23 protein-coding genes are annotated in these 16,355 nt (G+C 51.5%); 10 read left to right on the forward strand and 13 right to left on the reverse strand.

The annotated features are described in order from the left end of the window. Positions 1–143 precede the first annotated feature (143 nt). Complete coding sequence (locus tag QU595_RS11430) at positions 144–1,502, forward strand: Ig domain-containing protein (RefSeq protein ID WP_315921968.1); 1,359 nt, start codon at positions 144–146, stop codon at positions 1,500–1,502. Between the two features lie 211 nt (positions 1,503–1,713). Continuing rightward, a complete protein-coding gene (gene tilS, locus QU595_RS11435) occupies positions 1,714–2,352 on the forward strand; it encodes a tRNA lysidine(34) synthetase TilS (protein WP_315921970.1) in 639 nt (212 codons plus the stop codon). Positions 2,353–2,383: 31 nt separating this feature from the next. On the opposite strand, the gene QU595_RS11440 is transcribed toward tilS, so the two are convergent. Together QU595_RS11440 and QU595_RS11445 are read right to left on the reverse strand one after the other, a co-directional pair. Then, a complete protein-coding gene (locus QU595_RS11440) occupies positions 2,384–3,841 on the reverse strand; it encodes a hypothetical protein (RefSeq protein ID WP_315921972.1) in 1,458 nt (485 codons plus the stop codon). Positions 3,842–3,955: 114 nt separating this feature from the next. Beyond that, positions 3,956–4,201, reverse strand: coding sequence for a hypothetical protein (locus QU595_RS11445; protein WP_315921974.1), 246 nt, complete (start codon positions 4,199–4,201; stop codon positions 3,956–3,958). 168 nt (positions 4,202–4,369) lie between these two features. Here QU595_RS11445 and QU595_RS11450 point away from each other — a divergent pair, with 168 nt between their 5' ends. Genes QU595_RS11450 through QU595_RS11465 form a run of 4 tightly spaced genes read left to right on the forward strand, consistent with a single transcriptional unit; the run spans position 4,370 to position 6,472 of the window. After that, positions 4,370–5,029: a hypothetical protein gene (locus QU595_RS11450; RefSeq protein ID WP_315921976.1), complete on the forward strand. Its 660-nt coding sequence runs from the start codon at positions 4,370–4,372 to the stop codon at positions 5,027–5,029. Next, positions 5,026–5,991, forward strand: a complete 966-nt coding sequence (locus QU595_RS11455) for a nucleotidyl transferase AbiEii/AbiGii toxin family protein (RefSeq protein ID WP_315921978.1) — start codon at positions 5,026–5,028, stop codon at positions 5,989–5,991. Before QU595_RS11450 ends, QU595_RS11455 begins: the two co-directional genes overlap by 4 nt. Before the next feature lie 9 nt (positions 5,992–6,000). After that, entirely contained in the window at positions 6,001–6,273 is a 273-nt protein-coding gene (locus QU595_RS11460) for a hypothetical protein (RefSeq protein ID WP_315921980.1), read from the forward strand. 34 nt (positions 6,274–6,307) lie between these two features. Continuing rightward, a complete protein-coding gene (locus tag QU595_RS11465; RefSeq protein WP_315921982.1) occupies positions 6,308–6,472 on the forward strand; it encodes a hypothetical protein in 165 nt (54 codons plus the stop codon). A gap of 13 nt (positions 6,473–6,485) precedes the next feature. Here the strand turns inward: QU595_RS11465 and QU595_RS11470 are convergent, their stop codons facing one another. The 9 genes from QU595_RS11470 to QU595_RS11510 all read right to left on the reverse strand — a co-directional run bounded on the left by QU595_RS11470 (position 6,486) and on the right by QU595_RS11510 (position 11,111). Further along, entirely contained in the window at positions 6,486–6,863 is a 378-nt protein-coding gene (locus QU595_RS11470; RefSeq protein ID WP_315921983.1) for a hypothetical protein, read from the reverse strand. 4 nt (positions 6,864–6,867) lie between these two features. Further along, the gene (locus QU595_RS11475; RefSeq protein WP_315921984.1) at positions 6,868–7,236 is read right to left on the reverse strand and encodes a hypothetical protein; all 369 of its coding nucleotides are present in this window, start codon (positions 7,234–7,236) and stop codon (positions 6,868–6,870) included. 98 nt (positions 7,237–7,334) lie between these two features. Then, positions 7,335–7,532 carry a hypothetical protein gene (locus tag QU595_RS11480; RefSeq protein WP_315921986.1) on the reverse strand — a complete coding sequence of 66 codons (198 nt, stop codon included), beginning with the start codon at positions 7,530–7,532 and terminating at the stop codon, positions 7,335–7,337. Further along, entirely contained in the window at positions 7,529–8,239 is a 711-nt protein-coding gene (locus QU595_RS11485; protein ID WP_315921988.1) for a hypothetical protein, read from the reverse strand. Before QU595_RS11485 ends, QU595_RS11480 begins: the two co-directional genes overlap by 4 nt. A gap of 132 nt (positions 8,240–8,371) precedes the next feature. Then, positions 8,372–8,530 (reverse strand): hypothetical protein, encoded by a 159-nt coding sequence (locus QU595_RS11490; protein WP_315921990.1) that lies wholly within the window; start codon positions 8,528–8,530, stop codon positions 8,372–8,374. A gap of 197 nt (positions 8,531–8,727) precedes the next feature. Then, positions 8,728–9,327, reverse strand: a complete 600-nt coding sequence (locus QU595_RS11495; protein WP_315921992.1) for a hypothetical protein — start codon at positions 9,325–9,327, stop codon at positions 8,728–8,730. 227 nt (positions 9,328–9,554) lie between these two features. Next, positions 9,555–10,148 (reverse strand): hypothetical protein, encoded by a 594-nt coding sequence (locus QU595_RS11500; protein ID WP_315921994.1) that lies wholly within the window; start codon positions 10,146–10,148, stop codon positions 9,555–9,557. 295 nt (positions 10,149–10,443) lie between these two features. Beyond that, complete coding sequence (locus QU595_RS11505) at positions 10,444–10,695, reverse strand: hypothetical protein (protein ID WP_315921996.1); 252 nt, start codon at positions 10,693–10,695, stop codon at positions 10,444–10,446. A 71-nt stretch (positions 10,696–10,766) separates the two neighbouring features. Further along, a complete protein-coding gene (locus QU595_RS11510) occupies positions 10,767–11,111 on the reverse strand; it encodes a hypothetical protein (RefSeq protein ID WP_315921998.1) in 345 nt (114 codons plus the stop codon). Positions 11,112–11,334: 223 nt separating this feature from the next. On the opposite strand from QU595_RS11510, the gene QU595_RS11515 reads away from it, so the two are divergent. After that, positions 11,335–11,955, forward strand: coding sequence for an EF-hand domain-containing protein (locus QU595_RS11515; RefSeq protein WP_315922000.1), 621 nt, complete (start codon positions 11,335–11,337; stop codon positions 11,953–11,955). 220 nt (positions 11,956–12,175) lie between these two features. Here QU595_RS11515 and QU595_RS11520 read toward each other — a convergent pair whose 3' ends face one another. After that, positions 12,176–13,105 carry a hypothetical protein gene (locus QU595_RS11520; RefSeq protein ID WP_315922002.1) on the reverse strand — a complete coding sequence of 310 codons (930 nt, stop codon included), beginning with the start codon at positions 13,103–13,105 and terminating at the stop codon, positions 12,176–12,178. Between the two features lie 225 nt (positions 13,106–13,330). On the opposite strand from QU595_RS11520, the gene QU595_RS11525 reads away from it, so the two are divergent. From QU595_RS11525 to QU595_RS11535, 3 genes are all read left to right on the forward strand, one after another. Next, complete coding sequence (locus tag QU595_RS11525) at positions 13,331–14,602, forward strand: hypothetical protein (protein WP_315922004.1); 1,272 nt, start codon at positions 13,331–13,333, stop codon at positions 14,600–14,602. A 66-nt stretch (positions 14,603–14,668) separates the two neighbouring features. Further along, positions 14,669–15,400: a hypothetical protein gene (locus QU595_RS11530; RefSeq protein ID WP_315922006.1), complete on the forward strand. Its 732-nt coding sequence runs from the start codon at positions 14,669–14,671 to the stop codon at positions 15,398–15,400. Continuing rightward, the gene (locus QU595_RS11535; protein WP_315922008.1) at positions 15,390–15,857 is read left to right on the forward strand and encodes a hypothetical protein; all 468 of its coding nucleotides are present in this window, start codon (positions 15,390–15,392) and stop codon (positions 15,855–15,857) included. Before QU595_RS11530 ends, QU595_RS11535 begins: the two co-directional genes overlap by 11 nt. On the opposite strand, the gene QU595_RS11540 is transcribed toward QU595_RS11535, so the two are convergent. Next, positions 15,854–16,348, reverse strand: a complete 495-nt coding sequence (locus QU595_RS11540; protein ID WP_315922010.1) for a DUF4262 domain-containing protein — start codon at positions 16,346–16,348, stop codon at positions 15,854–15,856. The genes QU595_RS11535 and QU595_RS11540 overlap by 4 nt on opposite strands. Positions 16,349–16,355 lie beyond the last annotated feature (7 nt).

Consider the following 16,355-nt stretch of genomic DNA (forward strand, 5'->3'; position numbering starts at 1 on the left):
CCAAATCAACAGGATCGGCTTAATTCCACCTTCATGCTGACACCCTGCATGGGTGATAGACGGCAACTTCAAGTAGTTGGATATTGTTGTCACTGGCCATAAATAGTTTATAATTCTCGGTAATAAAAAGGAGCAGACCCCCAATGATAAGAATGGCATGCATATTATTGGCATCGATTTCGTTTGCCTCAATTTCATCAACCCGGGCAAATGCGGATTTCTGTCAGAGCGACCAAAAAGCAACGAATGGATGCTTCGACGATTTCACTATTCGAGCTGAGTTGTACAAGGCGCTCCAGCTAAACGTAAATCTACCCACTCAAATGGTGGTAACGGATGCAAACTCTGGCAGCCTAAGTGCCACAGGCGGCAAACCTGGATATAAATATTCAATAGTTTCAGGCATTCTTCCTACTGGAATGGTATTGAACTCGGCGACTGGACAAATTTCGGGAACCCCAGACATAGTTGGCACTTTTACTGCCACGTTCCGAGTGACCGATGACCGGGGAATATACACAGACGCAACGCAAGCCGTTGAGGTTTTGCCCAAGAGCATTCTACGTCAGCTCAGTGGCGGGAACGGGACTGTTGCTCTCCAAGACCTGTTCACCGCTGCTGAATGGACCCATCAAGGCATAAATAAAACGGTCGAACTGCCCGCTGGCCAGGTGAGAGGCTATACGGTCAACGAAAATGCCGTCGTGACCATCGGTAGCGCATGGAAGGGTGACCTGACCTTCAATGTGAAGGGTGAAATCCAAGGAAAATCAGGCAATCCGAATGGTGGTGTTGGCGGAACCGCCTTCAATGCCAACACGGCGGGGCAATCAGGTCAGAAACTGAACCTCGTTGTCAGCGGAGCTATCCGAGCAGGTGGTGGAGGTGGCGGTATGGGAGGAAGCGGCGGTAAAGGTGGCGACGGGATATTTGGCACGTATGTAAGAGAACCCGCATCAGGTGAACTCTACAGCCCAGTTTACGATATGAGAACGTGGCAAACTTTTGACGCGGGCGGCATTATCATTTACTGGGCTGACCAGTGGTACATGGCCAACAACCCAACTGTAAATACAATCGACGGCTGGACTTACTATCGCGGCTCTCATAGGCACAGAGATACCTATACCAAAGCTGATCTGTATGGCATCTGGCGTGAACGCGGGACCCAACAAGTTAGCACAGGAGGTTCAGGCGGAAGCGGCGGAGCTGGCGGTCGAGGACAGGGATACACCCTCAGCTTGCTTGGTGGCTCTGGCGGTTCGCTGGGTACTGCTGGAGGGCAGAATGCTGGTAATGGTGGTAGTGGTGGTGCTGGAGGCTCCGGTGGCGGTTGGGGAGCCAGCGGCGCGGGTGGGATATCAGGAAATCCTGGAGCCAATGGCAACAACGGATCAGGCACAAGTGGATCTGGTGGCTCTGGCGGCGGTCCCGCTGGCTTTGCAATCCAGAATCCCGGCAACGTAATTAGAAGCGGCGGCGGAGCTGTTCAAGGACGCTGACCAAGTCCACGATACTACGACGAAGGAGGCCAGCGGATTGTGTTTCCGCTGGCCTCGGTCATTTCAAGCGTAGTGCGTTAAATTTCGCCTGCACCCTTATAAGTGTTGCATGGCTTAAATCGCAATCAAATCAGGAAAGAAACCTGCAATATTGGGGCAAATTCGTTGATTATTTTGGCTGAATGAGATAAGCAGATTGCCGAGGTGATTTATGAATATCCCATGGAGATCGATTACTGCCGAGATCAACCAGACCGCGCCAAGCTATCTGCTTTGCGTGAGCGGCGGTGTCGACTCCATGTTCATGCTCAATTTCTTCCAGAGAAATTGCAAGAAGTCGTATCGCGTCGCTCATTTAAATCATGGCCTGCGTGAGACGGCCGGACGCGATGAAGCATTGGTCCGTAAGGTCTGCGAGCAGCTCGGCATCGAATGCCTGGTCGGCTATGGCGATCCGGACAAGATGCGTAAGGCCCCTTCCCTCGAAGCTGAAGCTCGCGACCAGCGCTACGCCTTCTATGACACGATCCGCCTTGACAACGACATGCTGGTCACCGGACATCACGCCAATGATCAGGTGGAAACCGTTCTGCTACGCCTGATGCGCGGCTATCCCGATGACCAGCTGCGGATGAAGAAAGTAGATGGCAACCGCTATAAGCCCTTCCTCGAAGTCCCCAAGGACGTGATCCTTGAGCGCGCCCACCATCTCGGGCTTGAATGGGCTGAAGACGAGACCAACAACGATACGGTCCACGAGAGAAATTGGGTTCGCAATGTGCTGGTGCCGCAGATGATGGAGCGGCGGAACATTGTCAGGACAATCGGCCTCAAAAACAAAACCGACTGAATTCCACCCAGTCGGCACTTAGATACTTTGGCTAACCGGATTTAAATATGGAATGGGGCTTTCCATTCCCATCATGGAATCGGTTATCTGCGCTGTTTAAACCATGGCCATGAGAGACAGGCATATAGACAGTTCCTGGTCTGTGACGATGGTTTAAACGGCGCACCGCGTACCCGCCGCAGGCCGACAGGCCTGTGCGGGGATCAGGTACCGACGCTCGCGTCGGATGCGGACGGCGATAGCCAATTTTCGCCGTTTTTATTGCCTGATGAACATCCTTCCAACATCCGCATTCAACGGGCAGTGTCTGATCCTTCCATCGGCCTGACAACCACCCTTCCTCAAATGCCGGAAGAACGTCTTTATATCCGCCAGTCACGGCAAGGCCGCGTCTGGCGATCTCTGCGGCGGAGGCGCACGCGTCGGGCACCTCAAACGCCAAATTCCCAATCGTGGTGGAATATCCACCCCAAACTTCAATGACTTTAATCCCGCAAAGACGCGCCTTGCGCGTCATCATGGCGATGAGCAATGACCTGGCCCAGTAGTTGATCAGCCTGTTGCGAGTCTTGCTCTTACCGCCGCTTCGCAGCTTGCCCAGGCCCTTCTCGAACGTGATCAGGCCAATACCCCATTTGCGGCACAGCCGGATGGTTCTGTCGCAGACCTTGGCCAGTGCCTCACGTACTGCCTCGGCCGATGCATCGAGCGGAAGATCGAATTGAACGAGCTGATGCTCCAACAGCTCCGTCTCGCTCAGTTTTGTGGGATCGTCGACGTTCTGCACAACACTCAGTCCAACGAAGTTCGGATTGAGGTCGACTCCAAGCGCACGACCTGGAACGGCCTTGATCGGCTGACGCCGCTCTGGGTGATCGGGCAAATCCTCGGGATCAATCGTCACATGCAGCTTCTGATCATCGATCCGAAACGTGATGTTGATTTTCTTTTCCGCCGCAAGTTTAGCGGCCTGCCGGACAATCTCACCCGCATTGCCATGCATATGAGCCAGATCGAGTTTAACTACACGCCACTGCATCTTCTGGCCAGCGACACGAGGCATCATCATCGAGAATGTGCAACTCAGTCCATCCTCAGACAATTTGAAATGCCTATTTCCCGCATAAATCTTGTCGCCTCTTGAACAGAATGGTCTGAGACGTTTGTTCTTCCATTCAGCTTTATCAATCAGCCCTTTGATACGTCGTTCAAAATCTTTGCGGCCACCAAACAGCATCGACCCATCTGGGACGATCTTGCGCAAATCTCGCGCTTCGAGCGTGGCACAATGCATTACCCATGCGTCGACAATCCCACCTGCAAACCTGGCTTTTACAAATTCACGCAGTTCTTTTTCCTTGAGCGATTTTCCGTCCCGCTCGGCATTTGCATATCCAGTCCGCACTGCCGCTGAATAGACACGCCGAACCGCGACAATAAAATCACGATCTTCAGCGCTGCAGCGATATGGAATGGAGATGGTTTGCAATGAATGTCCCGGTTCGTTTCATTTACATTTAAATCAATAAATATAAATGTCAACATAACCCACATTTGAATCCGTTTAGCCGATACTTTCTCATTTTCATCGACTTGGTTGCACCTAACTGGCTGCGACGAGTAGCACTCCTTCCAATGAGTAATTGTGCTCGCGAGCATATTGGACAATCGCTTCCTTGCTTTCGACATTCAGGATGCCGATCACCCTGCGTGTGGTCGCGAAGAAAAGCGCTTTGTTACCCTCGGAGCGTAGCTCGACAGGCTCATGATAGTCCTGGTTGTCCTTGTAGAGCCGATTTGCAATCGAATGCATGTCACTCGTCTTCGCACCATAAACTAGAATTTTCACTTAGTTTCCTCCTGTAATTGATAATCCGATTACACAGGAAGGGAAAATATATTCAAGCTAAATAAAATCCGCATCGAATTAATGGCCGGATAATGTCAGTCGGCCGCTTGTCCATTGCAGGCGATAAATCGACTCTAAATGTCGATATCGACTGGAGACAGGCTGGAAATGAAACCGCTGGAAGATGTATTTGCCGAAAAGAAGATTTATCGCACATCCGATCTCAGCAAGATGGGATTTCGGCGGGATGATATCCAGCAGGCGCTCGCTGAGGGCTTTCTCATCAGGCCAATCCTGATCGAAAAAGAAGGTCCCGTGATAGGCATCGTGGCGGCCTCTGATGTCCAATACGCACCCGAATTCGATGATTGCGTCATCATGGAAGCGACAGGCGGCATTATCGCCTTCCAGTCGGCCGCCATGCGTCATTTCATTTCGACCAGCATACGAAATTCGGTCGATGTGATCCTGCCTTACACGATCTTGGGCAACAACAACGCAATCAGCCCTACCCTCAACGTCGCCCCTCACAGATCGCTACATCGGGCAAGTTTCGAAGTGGGTGTCGAAGATCGGCCGACCGAACTCGGAGTGAATATCCGGATCACATCTCCAGCACGCACAATCGTCGACCTCCTCCGCAACGAGAAGCACAGCGCAGACGACTATCGGCATGGCGTCTATGCGCTGAACTCGTACATCGAAAACGGCGAGAACCTTGAGGAGCTGACCGACATCGCGGCCGCCTTCCACTTCGACTGCAGTCAGGAGATCGAGCAAGCCCAGCAGCGACTAGAGAACACCACGAGCAGAGGGATGGGCCTATGAAAAAGAAGGAGTTCGTCAGCGATAGCGGCAAGAAGACGTTCATGGCTCTGAAGCTGCAGGCGAAGCTGACTGGTAAGGACATCCATGCCGTCGCGCTGCGTTTCGCACTGGAGCGTTTTCTGGGCCGCGTATTCGCCAAAGAGAACGAGTTGCTCTACAACCCGATGAACGAGACGACGCTGACCGAAGGCCAGATCACGGTCAAAGGCGGCATGCTGATGTGCATTGCGGAGGACAAGAACCCGCTCGACAGCCGAGCGACCTCAGATGCGGATCTCCACATTCCAGGCTTCAAGGGATCAGTAGACAAGTTCGCGGAGATCGTCAGTGAAGCGCTGAAGCACGATGACAGCACCATAGACGATGGCATCCGCTTTCATGTCGACGACATCTCGGTTGCCCGCGAAAAAGACGGCGAGAACACTGGCGGCACGATCACCATTCCGCTCCAGATCGGCGACCTCTTTCTGAAGATCAAATCCGACGTCACTTTCGACGGACGTGCCATGCATCTCGATGCCCCGACTGTCGAGTATGAGAGCGTGTTGCCACATTCGGGTCTCGGCAAGGTGACGATCCGACAGACCCCATGGGAATACGTGCTTGCTGACAAGGTCTGTGCCATGGCTTCTATGGGCGAAAAGAACTACCGAATTCGCGATTATAACGACGTTTTCGTCATCCTGAATAATGGCCTTATCGATCTCGAAAAAGCGGCCGACATTCTAAAACAGAATGCTGAATTTAAAGGGCTGGAATTACCGGAAAACGTCGCTGATATGGGTGCGTTATCGCAGGCATTTATCGATAGGCAGGCTCCACGATGGGAAAAGGAAGGCACTGATAAAAACTTCTCTGCACCTGCAAGCCTGCATGATACGATTTCAGTAATTAGAGAAAAATTGAATCCGATCCTTGAGAAAATAGCAGGGATCGAAAATACCCAGACACAACGACTTTAGGAGACAAAGATGCCTGAATTTGAATTTACCATCACCCACGACGTTACGATGTCTGCAACGGTGAAGGTTAAGGCCAACACCATCGAAGCTGCGCAGGAAATCGCACAGCGCGCTTCATTCCACACAGACCCAAAAAATGGCGTGAAGTGGGAATTGGACGAAGGCAATGAAATCAACGCCTACATCCCTGACGAAGACGATTACCAAATCACTCCTGGTACCGAAAATGACTTCAGCGAAGAGCACGAGGGCGACCTCGGCAACGTCGGTCCGGGCATGTGACGAGCGGCGGATACGTTGCGATCATCTCGTCATTGTGACTGCCGAGGATGAAGCTGATGCAATCGAAAAAGCCAAGACTGGAGCCTCCGATATCACAATGGATGGCTACTGCATCGACAATGTCAGCATCTTGGTCGACGAAGGCATCGACGTGAAGCTCAAGCAGCCTGAAGAAGCACCTTCTGGCCCGAGCATGTGATTGCCACTGACTACTAAAGCGAAGGGAGCCGATTGGCTCCTTTTTCATGCGTCACTGGCGGAACGATAGAAGCGCGCTTGCCCTTTCGCGGAACCGCAACCACCGCTGCGCCTGTTAGCTCGTCCCACTCAAAAAATTCTCGGGTGATGCCAGCGATCTTCTCCTCAAAGCGAATACCGAGACCTTCATCGGACAGCTGGACGACTTCGCCCCATTCTTTGGCACGTCGGCCGCCAACTGCCTCAGGAATGCGTAGCTGATCACCCAGAACCACTGGCGTGCCGTCACCGATTGTATAACTCGGGCTGTTGAACTGCTCGATGCGCTTTCGCACTTCAGGCGATCTGAAGCCTTCAAAGAGAGCCTTTGCGAAGCGTTTTTCACTGTTCATGGCGCTATTCGATAACCAGTGTCTTCCTCATGTCAACGTGCTGCAGGAAATCCTTCATTTCGAAAGCTTCCTCGATCTTATCCGCTCGCTCCAACAGCCTGGGTTTCGAGATTCGGCCTTCTGCGAGACCGACGCCGAGATAGTAAGCAGAGTTGGAATCGTTTGGTGTCTGCAACTGCAACAGCGCGGGATTGTATTCGCGGCCGAAGCCACGGACGCCACATTGGGCAGCGCTGTATCCTGCACGAATATAGAGGAGAACCGAACTGTCTTTTTTCATTACGAGGACGCGACGGTTTGCACCAAAATCGATGCCGCCATTACGCCCTCCGTAACGTGGAAGAACAATCTGATCAACGAGTTCGAATTTCATGTGCAAAGCCCCTTTGTTGCGGGCTATTTAGCAAAAACCTGAATTAATGTAAATAAATAATGCTCCATGCATCAAAAATATTGCTACGCATTTATCAATCAATAAATCGGCAGGCAATCTTCTGCGTGCCCCTCAAATGTTGACTTATCGACGACAATCGGGAATTCGTCCTTGTAGAAATACCGATCATACGGCGTCACGCAGTCGGTGCCGTCTTGCGGGTCATGCTCCTCCAGCCACTCTTTGCGCAGCTGCGTTGCCTCTTCCTTCGTAACGGTGATCATTTCTGCGCTCATGTATTTTCCCTTTCCAAGGCGGTATCGGTCAACCCGAGCCGCTTGTAGATGTCTGTCTCTTTCGGAGTTTCGATGATCGTGAATTTTTCAGGATCGACGCCGAGTTTATGGATGATCGTACGGACACCCTGATCCCAGTGACGGATTTCAATCGACAGGTTTTCGAAATCTTCCCTGTAGACAGAGCCACCAATGCTGGACCGCGCCTTCAGAGCCTCTTCTTCGGTCGCACAGGTTCTCCAGCGCACGGCATCATACTTAGCGGGACGGCCGTCAGAGTCGGCTTCAGGCACGCAGTGAGGCGTCTGGAGGGCTACATTGTCAGGAATGGCTCCGCGAGCGCTTTCAACAAACCACATCTCCCACGGTTCGCCTGGGACTTCGAGCTTGTCGTCTCTCTGAGCTGTCCACCAATAGTCACCGTGATCCGGCAGAATGACAGGGTTCTCGATCTCTGGCCAAAGGGTGGCAACGATCTCCGCGCACGAAAGGTCCTTGAATCGATATGGGAGCGAAGCGACCGCATAGAAATCGTCGTCGCTGTAGATGCCGAGCGCCCCAGATGGGAAATCCGGGTTGGTGCCAGGTTCTACGATCTGGCGATTGAAGTCCGTGAACGGGACGTCCTTCCAGACAAAAAATCCTGCGGCCTGTTCGTCCGTGCGGATTGATACTGCGAGATCACGAAGATCGTGAATGAGCGACATGGATACTCCATCCTAATTGGCGTCAGCTTCAACTAGCATAAATTCAGGATAATCCATGCGCACATATCTGGCCACTATTATTGCATTCATCCGGCTTCAAAAATTGTATGAGGCGACTATGACCACAGCCATTTACCCGATGAAAATCGCCTTGATCAGGGACCATCCGAGGAAGCACATTGGAGCCAAGAGGGTGGCGATGAAAATTCCGCCAATAACATAAGCCATTTCTGTCTTCTTATCACTGGCTGGATTCAAAAGATTATCAGCGCCGTGAGTAGTGTTGGCCATGTTGCTTCTCCTTGCTTAGAGATTCCTATTCTATCAGAAGCAACCCACGGCAACAATGAAGTGTTTGTTAATTTTTGTTCTGAACTTACATAAGTATTCGACGTTTCAGAAATCAATGAAATCAATGTCGTTGAATCACAAATATCCAATCATTTGGCCGCCAAGTTCGAATGATTAGGCTTGGCGGCCAAATGTAATCACTGACAGAACCACGCAACCACTACGTCGGTCGCATCATTATCTTGCTTCTGACCGCTGCCGTAACAATTGATTCTCGATCCGGAAGTCGGTGTCAGATTGCCAGCCCATCCACCACCACCCCATTTTCCGAGTTTGTAGTTGATGCTTCCATAGTCTTTACCTTCGTATGGGCGAGCTTCACCAGAAGCGCAAACATATTGGTCTTTGAATTTCGCAGCCTTAAGTCCGGCCGCTTGGCAGGTTGCCGCATGCGTACTCACCTTGTAGGTAGTCCTAGTCATTGTACGAGGGCCGTCTTTGCTCGGCTGGGTGTAGGTCTCCGTGACTTTGTCCACAGTCGCATTAACCCATCGTCCTTCAGGTGGAGGGGGCGGAGGGCAAGCAACCACCACATCAATATATTCACCAGGCGTCCTTGTGCAGCTTCCAGCGGTAAAATCGTCGAATGTCTGCAGGGTATTTGCACCGCCTGATTTGCATGTGAATTTCTCAGGGACCCACTGTTTCTCGGTGCAAACAGGCGATGCTGCGAAACTAGGAAATGAAATTACGCTAGCAAACAATACGGCGATTGAGATTTTTTTTGTACTAAACATGGTATCCCCCTATTTTTCAGTCTTCAATCCAAACTGGAATACGAGGATATTTGCTGGGCTTCTAATAATTGCAATTTCGCCGACAAAACTGAAGACAGATCGCTGCTACGCTGTGGAGCACCTATGACAATGGTCCGTCAGCCTCAAACCGACAAGCGGTGTGAAGGCCGTGAGCCTAGTGGAGTCCTGACCAGCCATGCCTTATGACGAAGCGCGATCCGAAACCTTTACTGACAATACCATGCAACGAGCCTATCTGAGTTGTCCCAGTCGCGCTTGTCACCAGCTCTCCAGCAAAAAGTTTGCTCATAAAGTTGTTCGGTGAGCGTGCCACCACCTGTCACGTAGCCTCCAAAAGTTCCAAAGCGATAGTCAATTTGGTTCCAACCATTACCGCCACTGTTCGCTCGATTTTCACCTGACGCGCAAATGTTGCCTTCGAAACTTGATGGCTTTAGCCCCACAGAACTGCAGGTTTGGGCATGTCCAGTTGCGATATAAGCCGTCACTCCCACATTGGACATATTGTGGTTCGATTTTCCTCCATTCACTATTTTCTTTGTGAACGTTGCGTTTACCCATCTACCAGCTGGCTTAGGGCATTCTATCGGGACTTGGACTGTATGAGCTTCAATGAAGGTGCAGCTACCGCTTGAGAAGTCGTCAAATGCTTGAATTTTCCCCGTTCCGGCACCCGTGTTGCATGAATAACTAGCTGGGACATATCTTGGCTCAAAACACGTCTCAGCTGAGTTTGAAACTCCTAATCCAACCATTTGCGCAGCCAGGAATGCCACGCTGCCTTTAATAATTTTCGACATGACTAGGTCCCTCCCTCGGGCGTCGTTTGACCTGCTCATAAGATTGGCAACGACTTGCACCTGTCCAATCCGCCGACAAAACTTTTCGTTCAGATAGCGAAATGGTCGGTTGGACGCCTAGTCTGCTAATGAGGGATCAGACACTATCGTCGAGCTTGGCCTCACATCGACAAACGATTTGACTGCTCATTTTCGCTTCGAATTCATACTCCCAAACACCGCCAAATTGATCTGAGAAAAGCGGGTATGTGCGTCGACCGCCTTCATCAGTTCGTCAACTGCAGCTTCGTCGCCGTCAAAGAATAATAGAGTGCGTTGAATCGAACTCTTCGCGAGTCAGTGGCCGAAATTCACCGGAAACAATGCCGTTGGCGTCCGTATCAGCAATGTGAAAGGTTGTCTTCGGATAGAAGTTAACCTTTACCAGATGCTGCCCCTTCTCAGAGAACCTGACGCCCGTCTTGAAGCCGAACTTCTTTTCAGCGCTCTCAACAGCCCTTAGGAGTTCCTTGTCGCCAGTACGCTCGGCCTCTGCAAAAGTGATCATTTCAACCTCTTAGTTTGAGGTTTGGTTCCTACTAAATAGAGCGAGTAAAGTCAATTATTATACAAATAATATCAAGGAGTAGGAGAATTCGCGATTTCTCGAACAAATGTGGCCTGAGATAATTCGAAACAAACGATGTCGAAATTTCCATCATCATAGGCAATGATGCGGCCGTCGTAACCCGCAGCGAGCAAAACATTGCGGTCGATTTCGATATTGCCGTGAGACTGCTCTTCCGTCACGACCAGCGGGTTCTGTAGGGAAATCTCGTATTCGCAGACGACCTCGCCATAGTTCCGCGCATAATCCTGGTCGCTGGAGAAGAACACACCGCGATCCAGATCGAGATGGAGTTGAGCGGTGTCTGCTCCACGGAATGCGGTCATGGAAAATGGCACTCCAGTTTTCGGTTTCATTCCTAATCTCCATTCAATTTTTGTTATTCTAATGAGCAGAAATGAAATCCAGAAGCCAAATCAAGAAACTGCTGGCCGCCGAACAAATAATGTTCAATTATAAGAATCAAGTTCAGCAATGGGGGATATCATGTTGAAACAGATACTTATTACGTCAGCCTTAGTTATTGGGGTAGCTTCTTCTGCAAGTGCAATGACCCCAGCCTTCCCAGAGGGACGGCCAATGTCGCAAGTCGTGGACAAAGACAGTTATCTTCTTAATATCGTGCAGCAGAACAGATACATCGAGGCCGCTGTTTCCGCTGCGGTAAGGCCTATCAGGCTCTATGACATCGACGGTGACGGACTGGATCAGGCAGACCTGGACAATGTGACGAACGCCTCAAGAGCACAGGTGGCTGCAATGCGCATGCAGCAATGGGCGCGCTATGATCTGAATGGCGACGGCAAGATTACCAGGAAAGAGGTCGAAATCATTGAACGACTTCAGAATTCAAATTCCGGTCGCGGAAGCAATGGCGAAGGCAGCCGAAATGGCTTCGAACGTGCGGATATTGATGGCGACGGCGTAATTTCGATGGACGAACTTAGAGCAGTCGATGGTTCGGAGTTACATGGCCACATGAATTCTTTTGGCGGGAGCGCCAACCTTGGGGGCGTTATGGACCTCGACAAGGATAAGGATGGGAAAGTTACTGTCGATGAGGCAACTGAAGCTGTGAAGGCTACATTTGCCCGTTTCGACACGAATGGCGATGGGGTAATCGACACCAAGGAAATTGCGGCGGCTTATAATGCCGTGCAAAACAGACGACCGATCCGCAATTTGCCGCAGCCGTTTTGAGAGGAATGATTTGCAAATATTCTAAATATCTGCGATCATCTAATCGTTACCAATCGGAACCAACACCAAAAGTTTTCCCGGCAAGCTGAGGTGTCCCAGATTGTTTTTCAGATCGCCGCAGGGGATTCGAACAACACTTGATATTCGACTCCGTTTAAATAAAAAAGGCTTCCAAGGAATGGTTCTTTGGGAGCCTTTTTTTATCGTGCGATTTTGGCATTCACGGTGTCGGCAGGCTTTTCGATTCAATCTCCGCCATCTTGGCATCGATATTTTCGCGGGTGAGCGTCTCTTTATCGCCAACCAAATCGATGCCGTCGATCAGGTCCTCTTCGAGCATCTTCTTCCAGAACAGGAAAGCCGGATTGTCGAGCAGTCCCTCGATGTGACCATCGCCGACGCCGCTCGCAATGATATGCGGGAAGTGCTCGCGGAACGCCTTTATGGCCTTCCTTCCTATGCCCTTGCGAGCACCGTGATTGTCGCTGTCGGTGGCTTCGAGCACATGGATTGCTGCTCTGCCGTCCATGCACGCGGTGAACTCGGCATAGACATCTCCGTCATTGTAGAGCCAGTCATTGTCTTCAGGCTCTGCATCTTCGTTGAATTCGACAGGCATGTGCCGTGAGAAGTGATCCTTGTGCTCTTGGTCGAGATAGTGACGAAGAACCTCCCCTCCAATTCCAAGAGAGTCCATGCTGGAGGCAACGCCTCTCAGCCCGATGCCGTCTCCGTGCAGCTCTTCTTCGAAGCTCAGGTAGAGTCCATCAGCCTCCATGATCATGCTCGTGATCTTTGCGCTTCCCATGTACGACACGTTCGCATGCGTTGGCACGAACTTACCTTCGTAATCAGTGCCGTCATAAAGACGCGCTGTCGAAATCACCTCTCGGATATCAGAGCCTCCGATATTCAACGTCAAGGCATCGTGGCCCAAGAGCAGTTCGCCATCTTCGAGCTTGAGACCTGGTAAGAGCAAAACCCGCACTGGATCGAGGATGTCGTCTTCGTGCCCAACAACAATACCTGTGAGGAGCACCTGTTTGGGATCGCTCTCAGGCTCATCCCGTGGCACAGGTTGGTGGGTCACAAAACGAATTGTCGTGCCCAGCAGAGGAAGATTGTCGTAGAGATTTGCTTCTGGTGCCATCGGTCGATTCACATTCGATTTTCCTCCAATCTAGGAGGTAGCTTGGCAAGGCACATTTGCTTGCATTTGGCCGTTGTCGCTTGGAGACTTCATATGTCGAACCCAACTCAGATTACGCTCGATCTAAAAAGGCCAGATCAATGCGAGTTGGCCTTTTCTCGTTGTCCCTGTCATTCATTCGCGCAATGATTGAGCACAGAACACCAATCTCGAACGGATAGATGAATGCAGGCGGGCCTTCTTGAACTCGGAACGATTTATGTAAACTACGATGCTGCCAGCAAGGCTATCAGCTCCATGTCTGAAGGACAGGCGCGCAGCGTTGTGGAGCGCTTCCATCGCATATTCGATGCCGACCTCGATGCTCACTATCAGGCGTCGTCGCTTATGATGGAAGAATTCAGCGATAAGACCCATTCACATCGCATTGTCCGTATCGGCCGCCCGACACTGTTTGATCGTGATCCCAAAGCCGTACAGGTCATGGACACCTTCCTGGCGAAGATCGAGAGCGAAACAAACGGCTACGCTTTCAATGACGATCCAGACCGCTGTACCGCGCTTGTAGCGATTGCTGGTGATGTAGCCGCCGTTGCCCACGATCTGCCGGATGTCGAAAGCTTCTGGGGCGTCTTTCGTGCTCTGGAGCACAACAATCCGTTCCACTTCTCCGATGAACATGCATTCGATGCCGCTGATCTCATGGAGGAAGCTCTCCACGAACATGACGTGCCGGACAACCAGATCGACAATCTGCGTTTTCTCGCACGTAACCCATTTGGGGGTCGTCACGGCTTTGTCAGTGTTGAGGAGTTCGAAAACGAGGTCAAAACGAATAGCAGCGAACGCTTCCACGTCTATCGTGCTGCCGAAAGTTGGCGCAGGCAGTTTGGTCAGGCATGCGGCCCTTTCGATTTCAAACGATCACTGGAACAACATCGAGAAGGAGGAAGAGCTGACTACTGGAGCGAATGGTCGACCAAGAGCTACGCAACAACCGACATCAAAGAGAAGACGACCGAGAGCCGTCCTATTAGCAAAGCCAGTCAGGAAGCCTATAGAGAATTCGCTCAGAGCGAAATCGACAACGGCTACTCACCGTATGGCTACTGGTTCGGTCCTGATGGCACTGTTTATCCGATGCAGGCCTTCCAGGACCACATCAGATGGCTTGGAGAGCATCTGGGGCGCAAAACAGGACTGCTTCGCGAGGAAGCAATGAGAGAGGGCTGGGTTTCGCTCACCATGGCGAACGAATTCACTTCCGATCCGAATATCGGCTTCAACCCAGCCAGTGACTGCTCACAGGCCTTGAAAGCAGCAGCTCGCATCGTGCGGAGAGGCGGCGATTACCTCGCCATGGTCGTCGAGGCCTATGACGATAACCTGTCGACGCTGAGCTACGAACAGTTCGATGACCTGAAGCAAGGTGTCAGGCGGCTCAATGAGCTGTCTCGTGAGGTCGGGCCAAACTACGTGGTGGCCCCAAAGCCGTAGAGGTCGCTTTGTCGCTTTCTCAATGGAGCGTTACCATCGAATTCAGCATCAACGAGGAGTGACCTTATGCAGAAACCGACCCGCGCCGAACTCGTAAAGCAAGTCGAAAAGCACATGGCGCAACGAAGCTACATCGAGCACTCACTCCGAGATTGCTATGAGACTGGCGTAGCCGCTGCCAATGAGGTCGCGGCGGCATTTGATCGTCTTCAGGAAATCATCGAGTCAGGCCGGGGATTTGAAACCGGAATTTCCTCTCTGGCATCCAAGCTCGAAAAAGCTCTGCCTATAATTACGGTTACGTACGAAAAGCACAGCAGGTTCTATAAAACCGTCGAAGATATGGCTAAAGACCTGAGACAGATCAGCATGAATAATTCTTTGGAACTGCGCGATTATTTCCCTGAGCAGCAGGGGCGGAGATCGGAATTTCTGGCACGGCGAATTGCTGCACGCCGCGAATTCGAGGCTATGCAAGCCGCTTCAGAGGCTAAAAAAATTGCTTCTCGACGTAATTTCGACAGACCTGCCCTTGGAACTTCCTCAGATTCCGACATGCTCGCGACGCAAAGCTATCTAGTTTATTCCGCTTTAGAAGATGACACACATTTCACAGAGCGGACTTCGAACATGGACATATCGTCTTCGCTCGATAATTCGGCGAGTAGCAGACATTCTGACGATCACTCTTCGTCATATGACAGCTCTTCCCACTCCTCATCGAGCGACAGCTCATCGTCTTACGATAGCTCTTCGTCCTCGTCTTCTTACGATAGCGGATCATTCGGTGGCTTCTGATATCGCAGAGGCCATTAGAGCGGCCGAATTCGACGAATACGACCTCGATGCTGGCACGAACAGCTTCTGCGGCACGTTCGCACTGGCGCTCAAAAAGTCATTTCCAGAAATTGAGCTTGGCCTCATCGTATTCAATGACGAGAAAGGCCAGCCTCTGATCGCAAAAGATGGGCAGTATGTCTGGAGACATGCCGTTGGGGTCGCAGACGACAGGCTGTTCGACATTGAAGGCGAAGTGCTGCTGGAGCACCTTATTGACAACTACTGCTGGAACAACCCAAAGGGTAAAGGCGGCTCGCTCGTCAGAGTCACAGAGGACGAGTTCCTAGCCCATGTCGACGACACAAAGGGATCGTTCAATCCTACGTATTATAGGAAGTGGATGAAGGCGATCCTGCGCGGCCGGAACGCGGAAATTGATCGTGCCGAGGCCATCAGCCCAGCGCCTAAGCTCTAGTGCCTCGTCCTCGTCGGGATTTCGGTCGGGCACTCGAACAGCTGGAGCTGAGCGTTCAAAAACACTTTGTCCACGCCATCTTCCCAAGGGAACTTTCCATTGGGATCTGGAATGTAGACCTGCACAGCTTCGAATGGGCGGTTCAAAATCTCAGTGCCGATTCCTGCGTGCGGCGCAACGGTCTTCGCATCCAGCACTGGTCCGACAGCGAATGTTCCATTGAATGGCGGCAACTCGAAATACCCTGGCTGTAAGAAAGTACGGCCTTCAGCGATCTGCCTGCCCACAGCATTTAGCAGTGATGTCATAAGATCTGGCGATCCCACGCCGACAACGAACAGTTCCGGGTGACCGAACTTCTCCGAGATGCCTACCGTATAGGTAAAGATATCGGAACTTTCGGGATCGAAGACGCCTTGGCACAGCCACCCGAACTCCCGCATTCTCTCCCGAGATTGCTCGATGAGCTTCGCTCGTCGTTCATTGCTCATTTTGAGA

The sequence above is a fragment of the Mesorhizobium sp. SP-1A genome, assembly GCF_032460275.1.
In the GTDB taxonomy this organism is placed as follows: domain Bacteria; phylum Pseudomonadota; class Alphaproteobacteria; order Rhizobiales; family Rhizobiaceae; genus Mesorhizobium.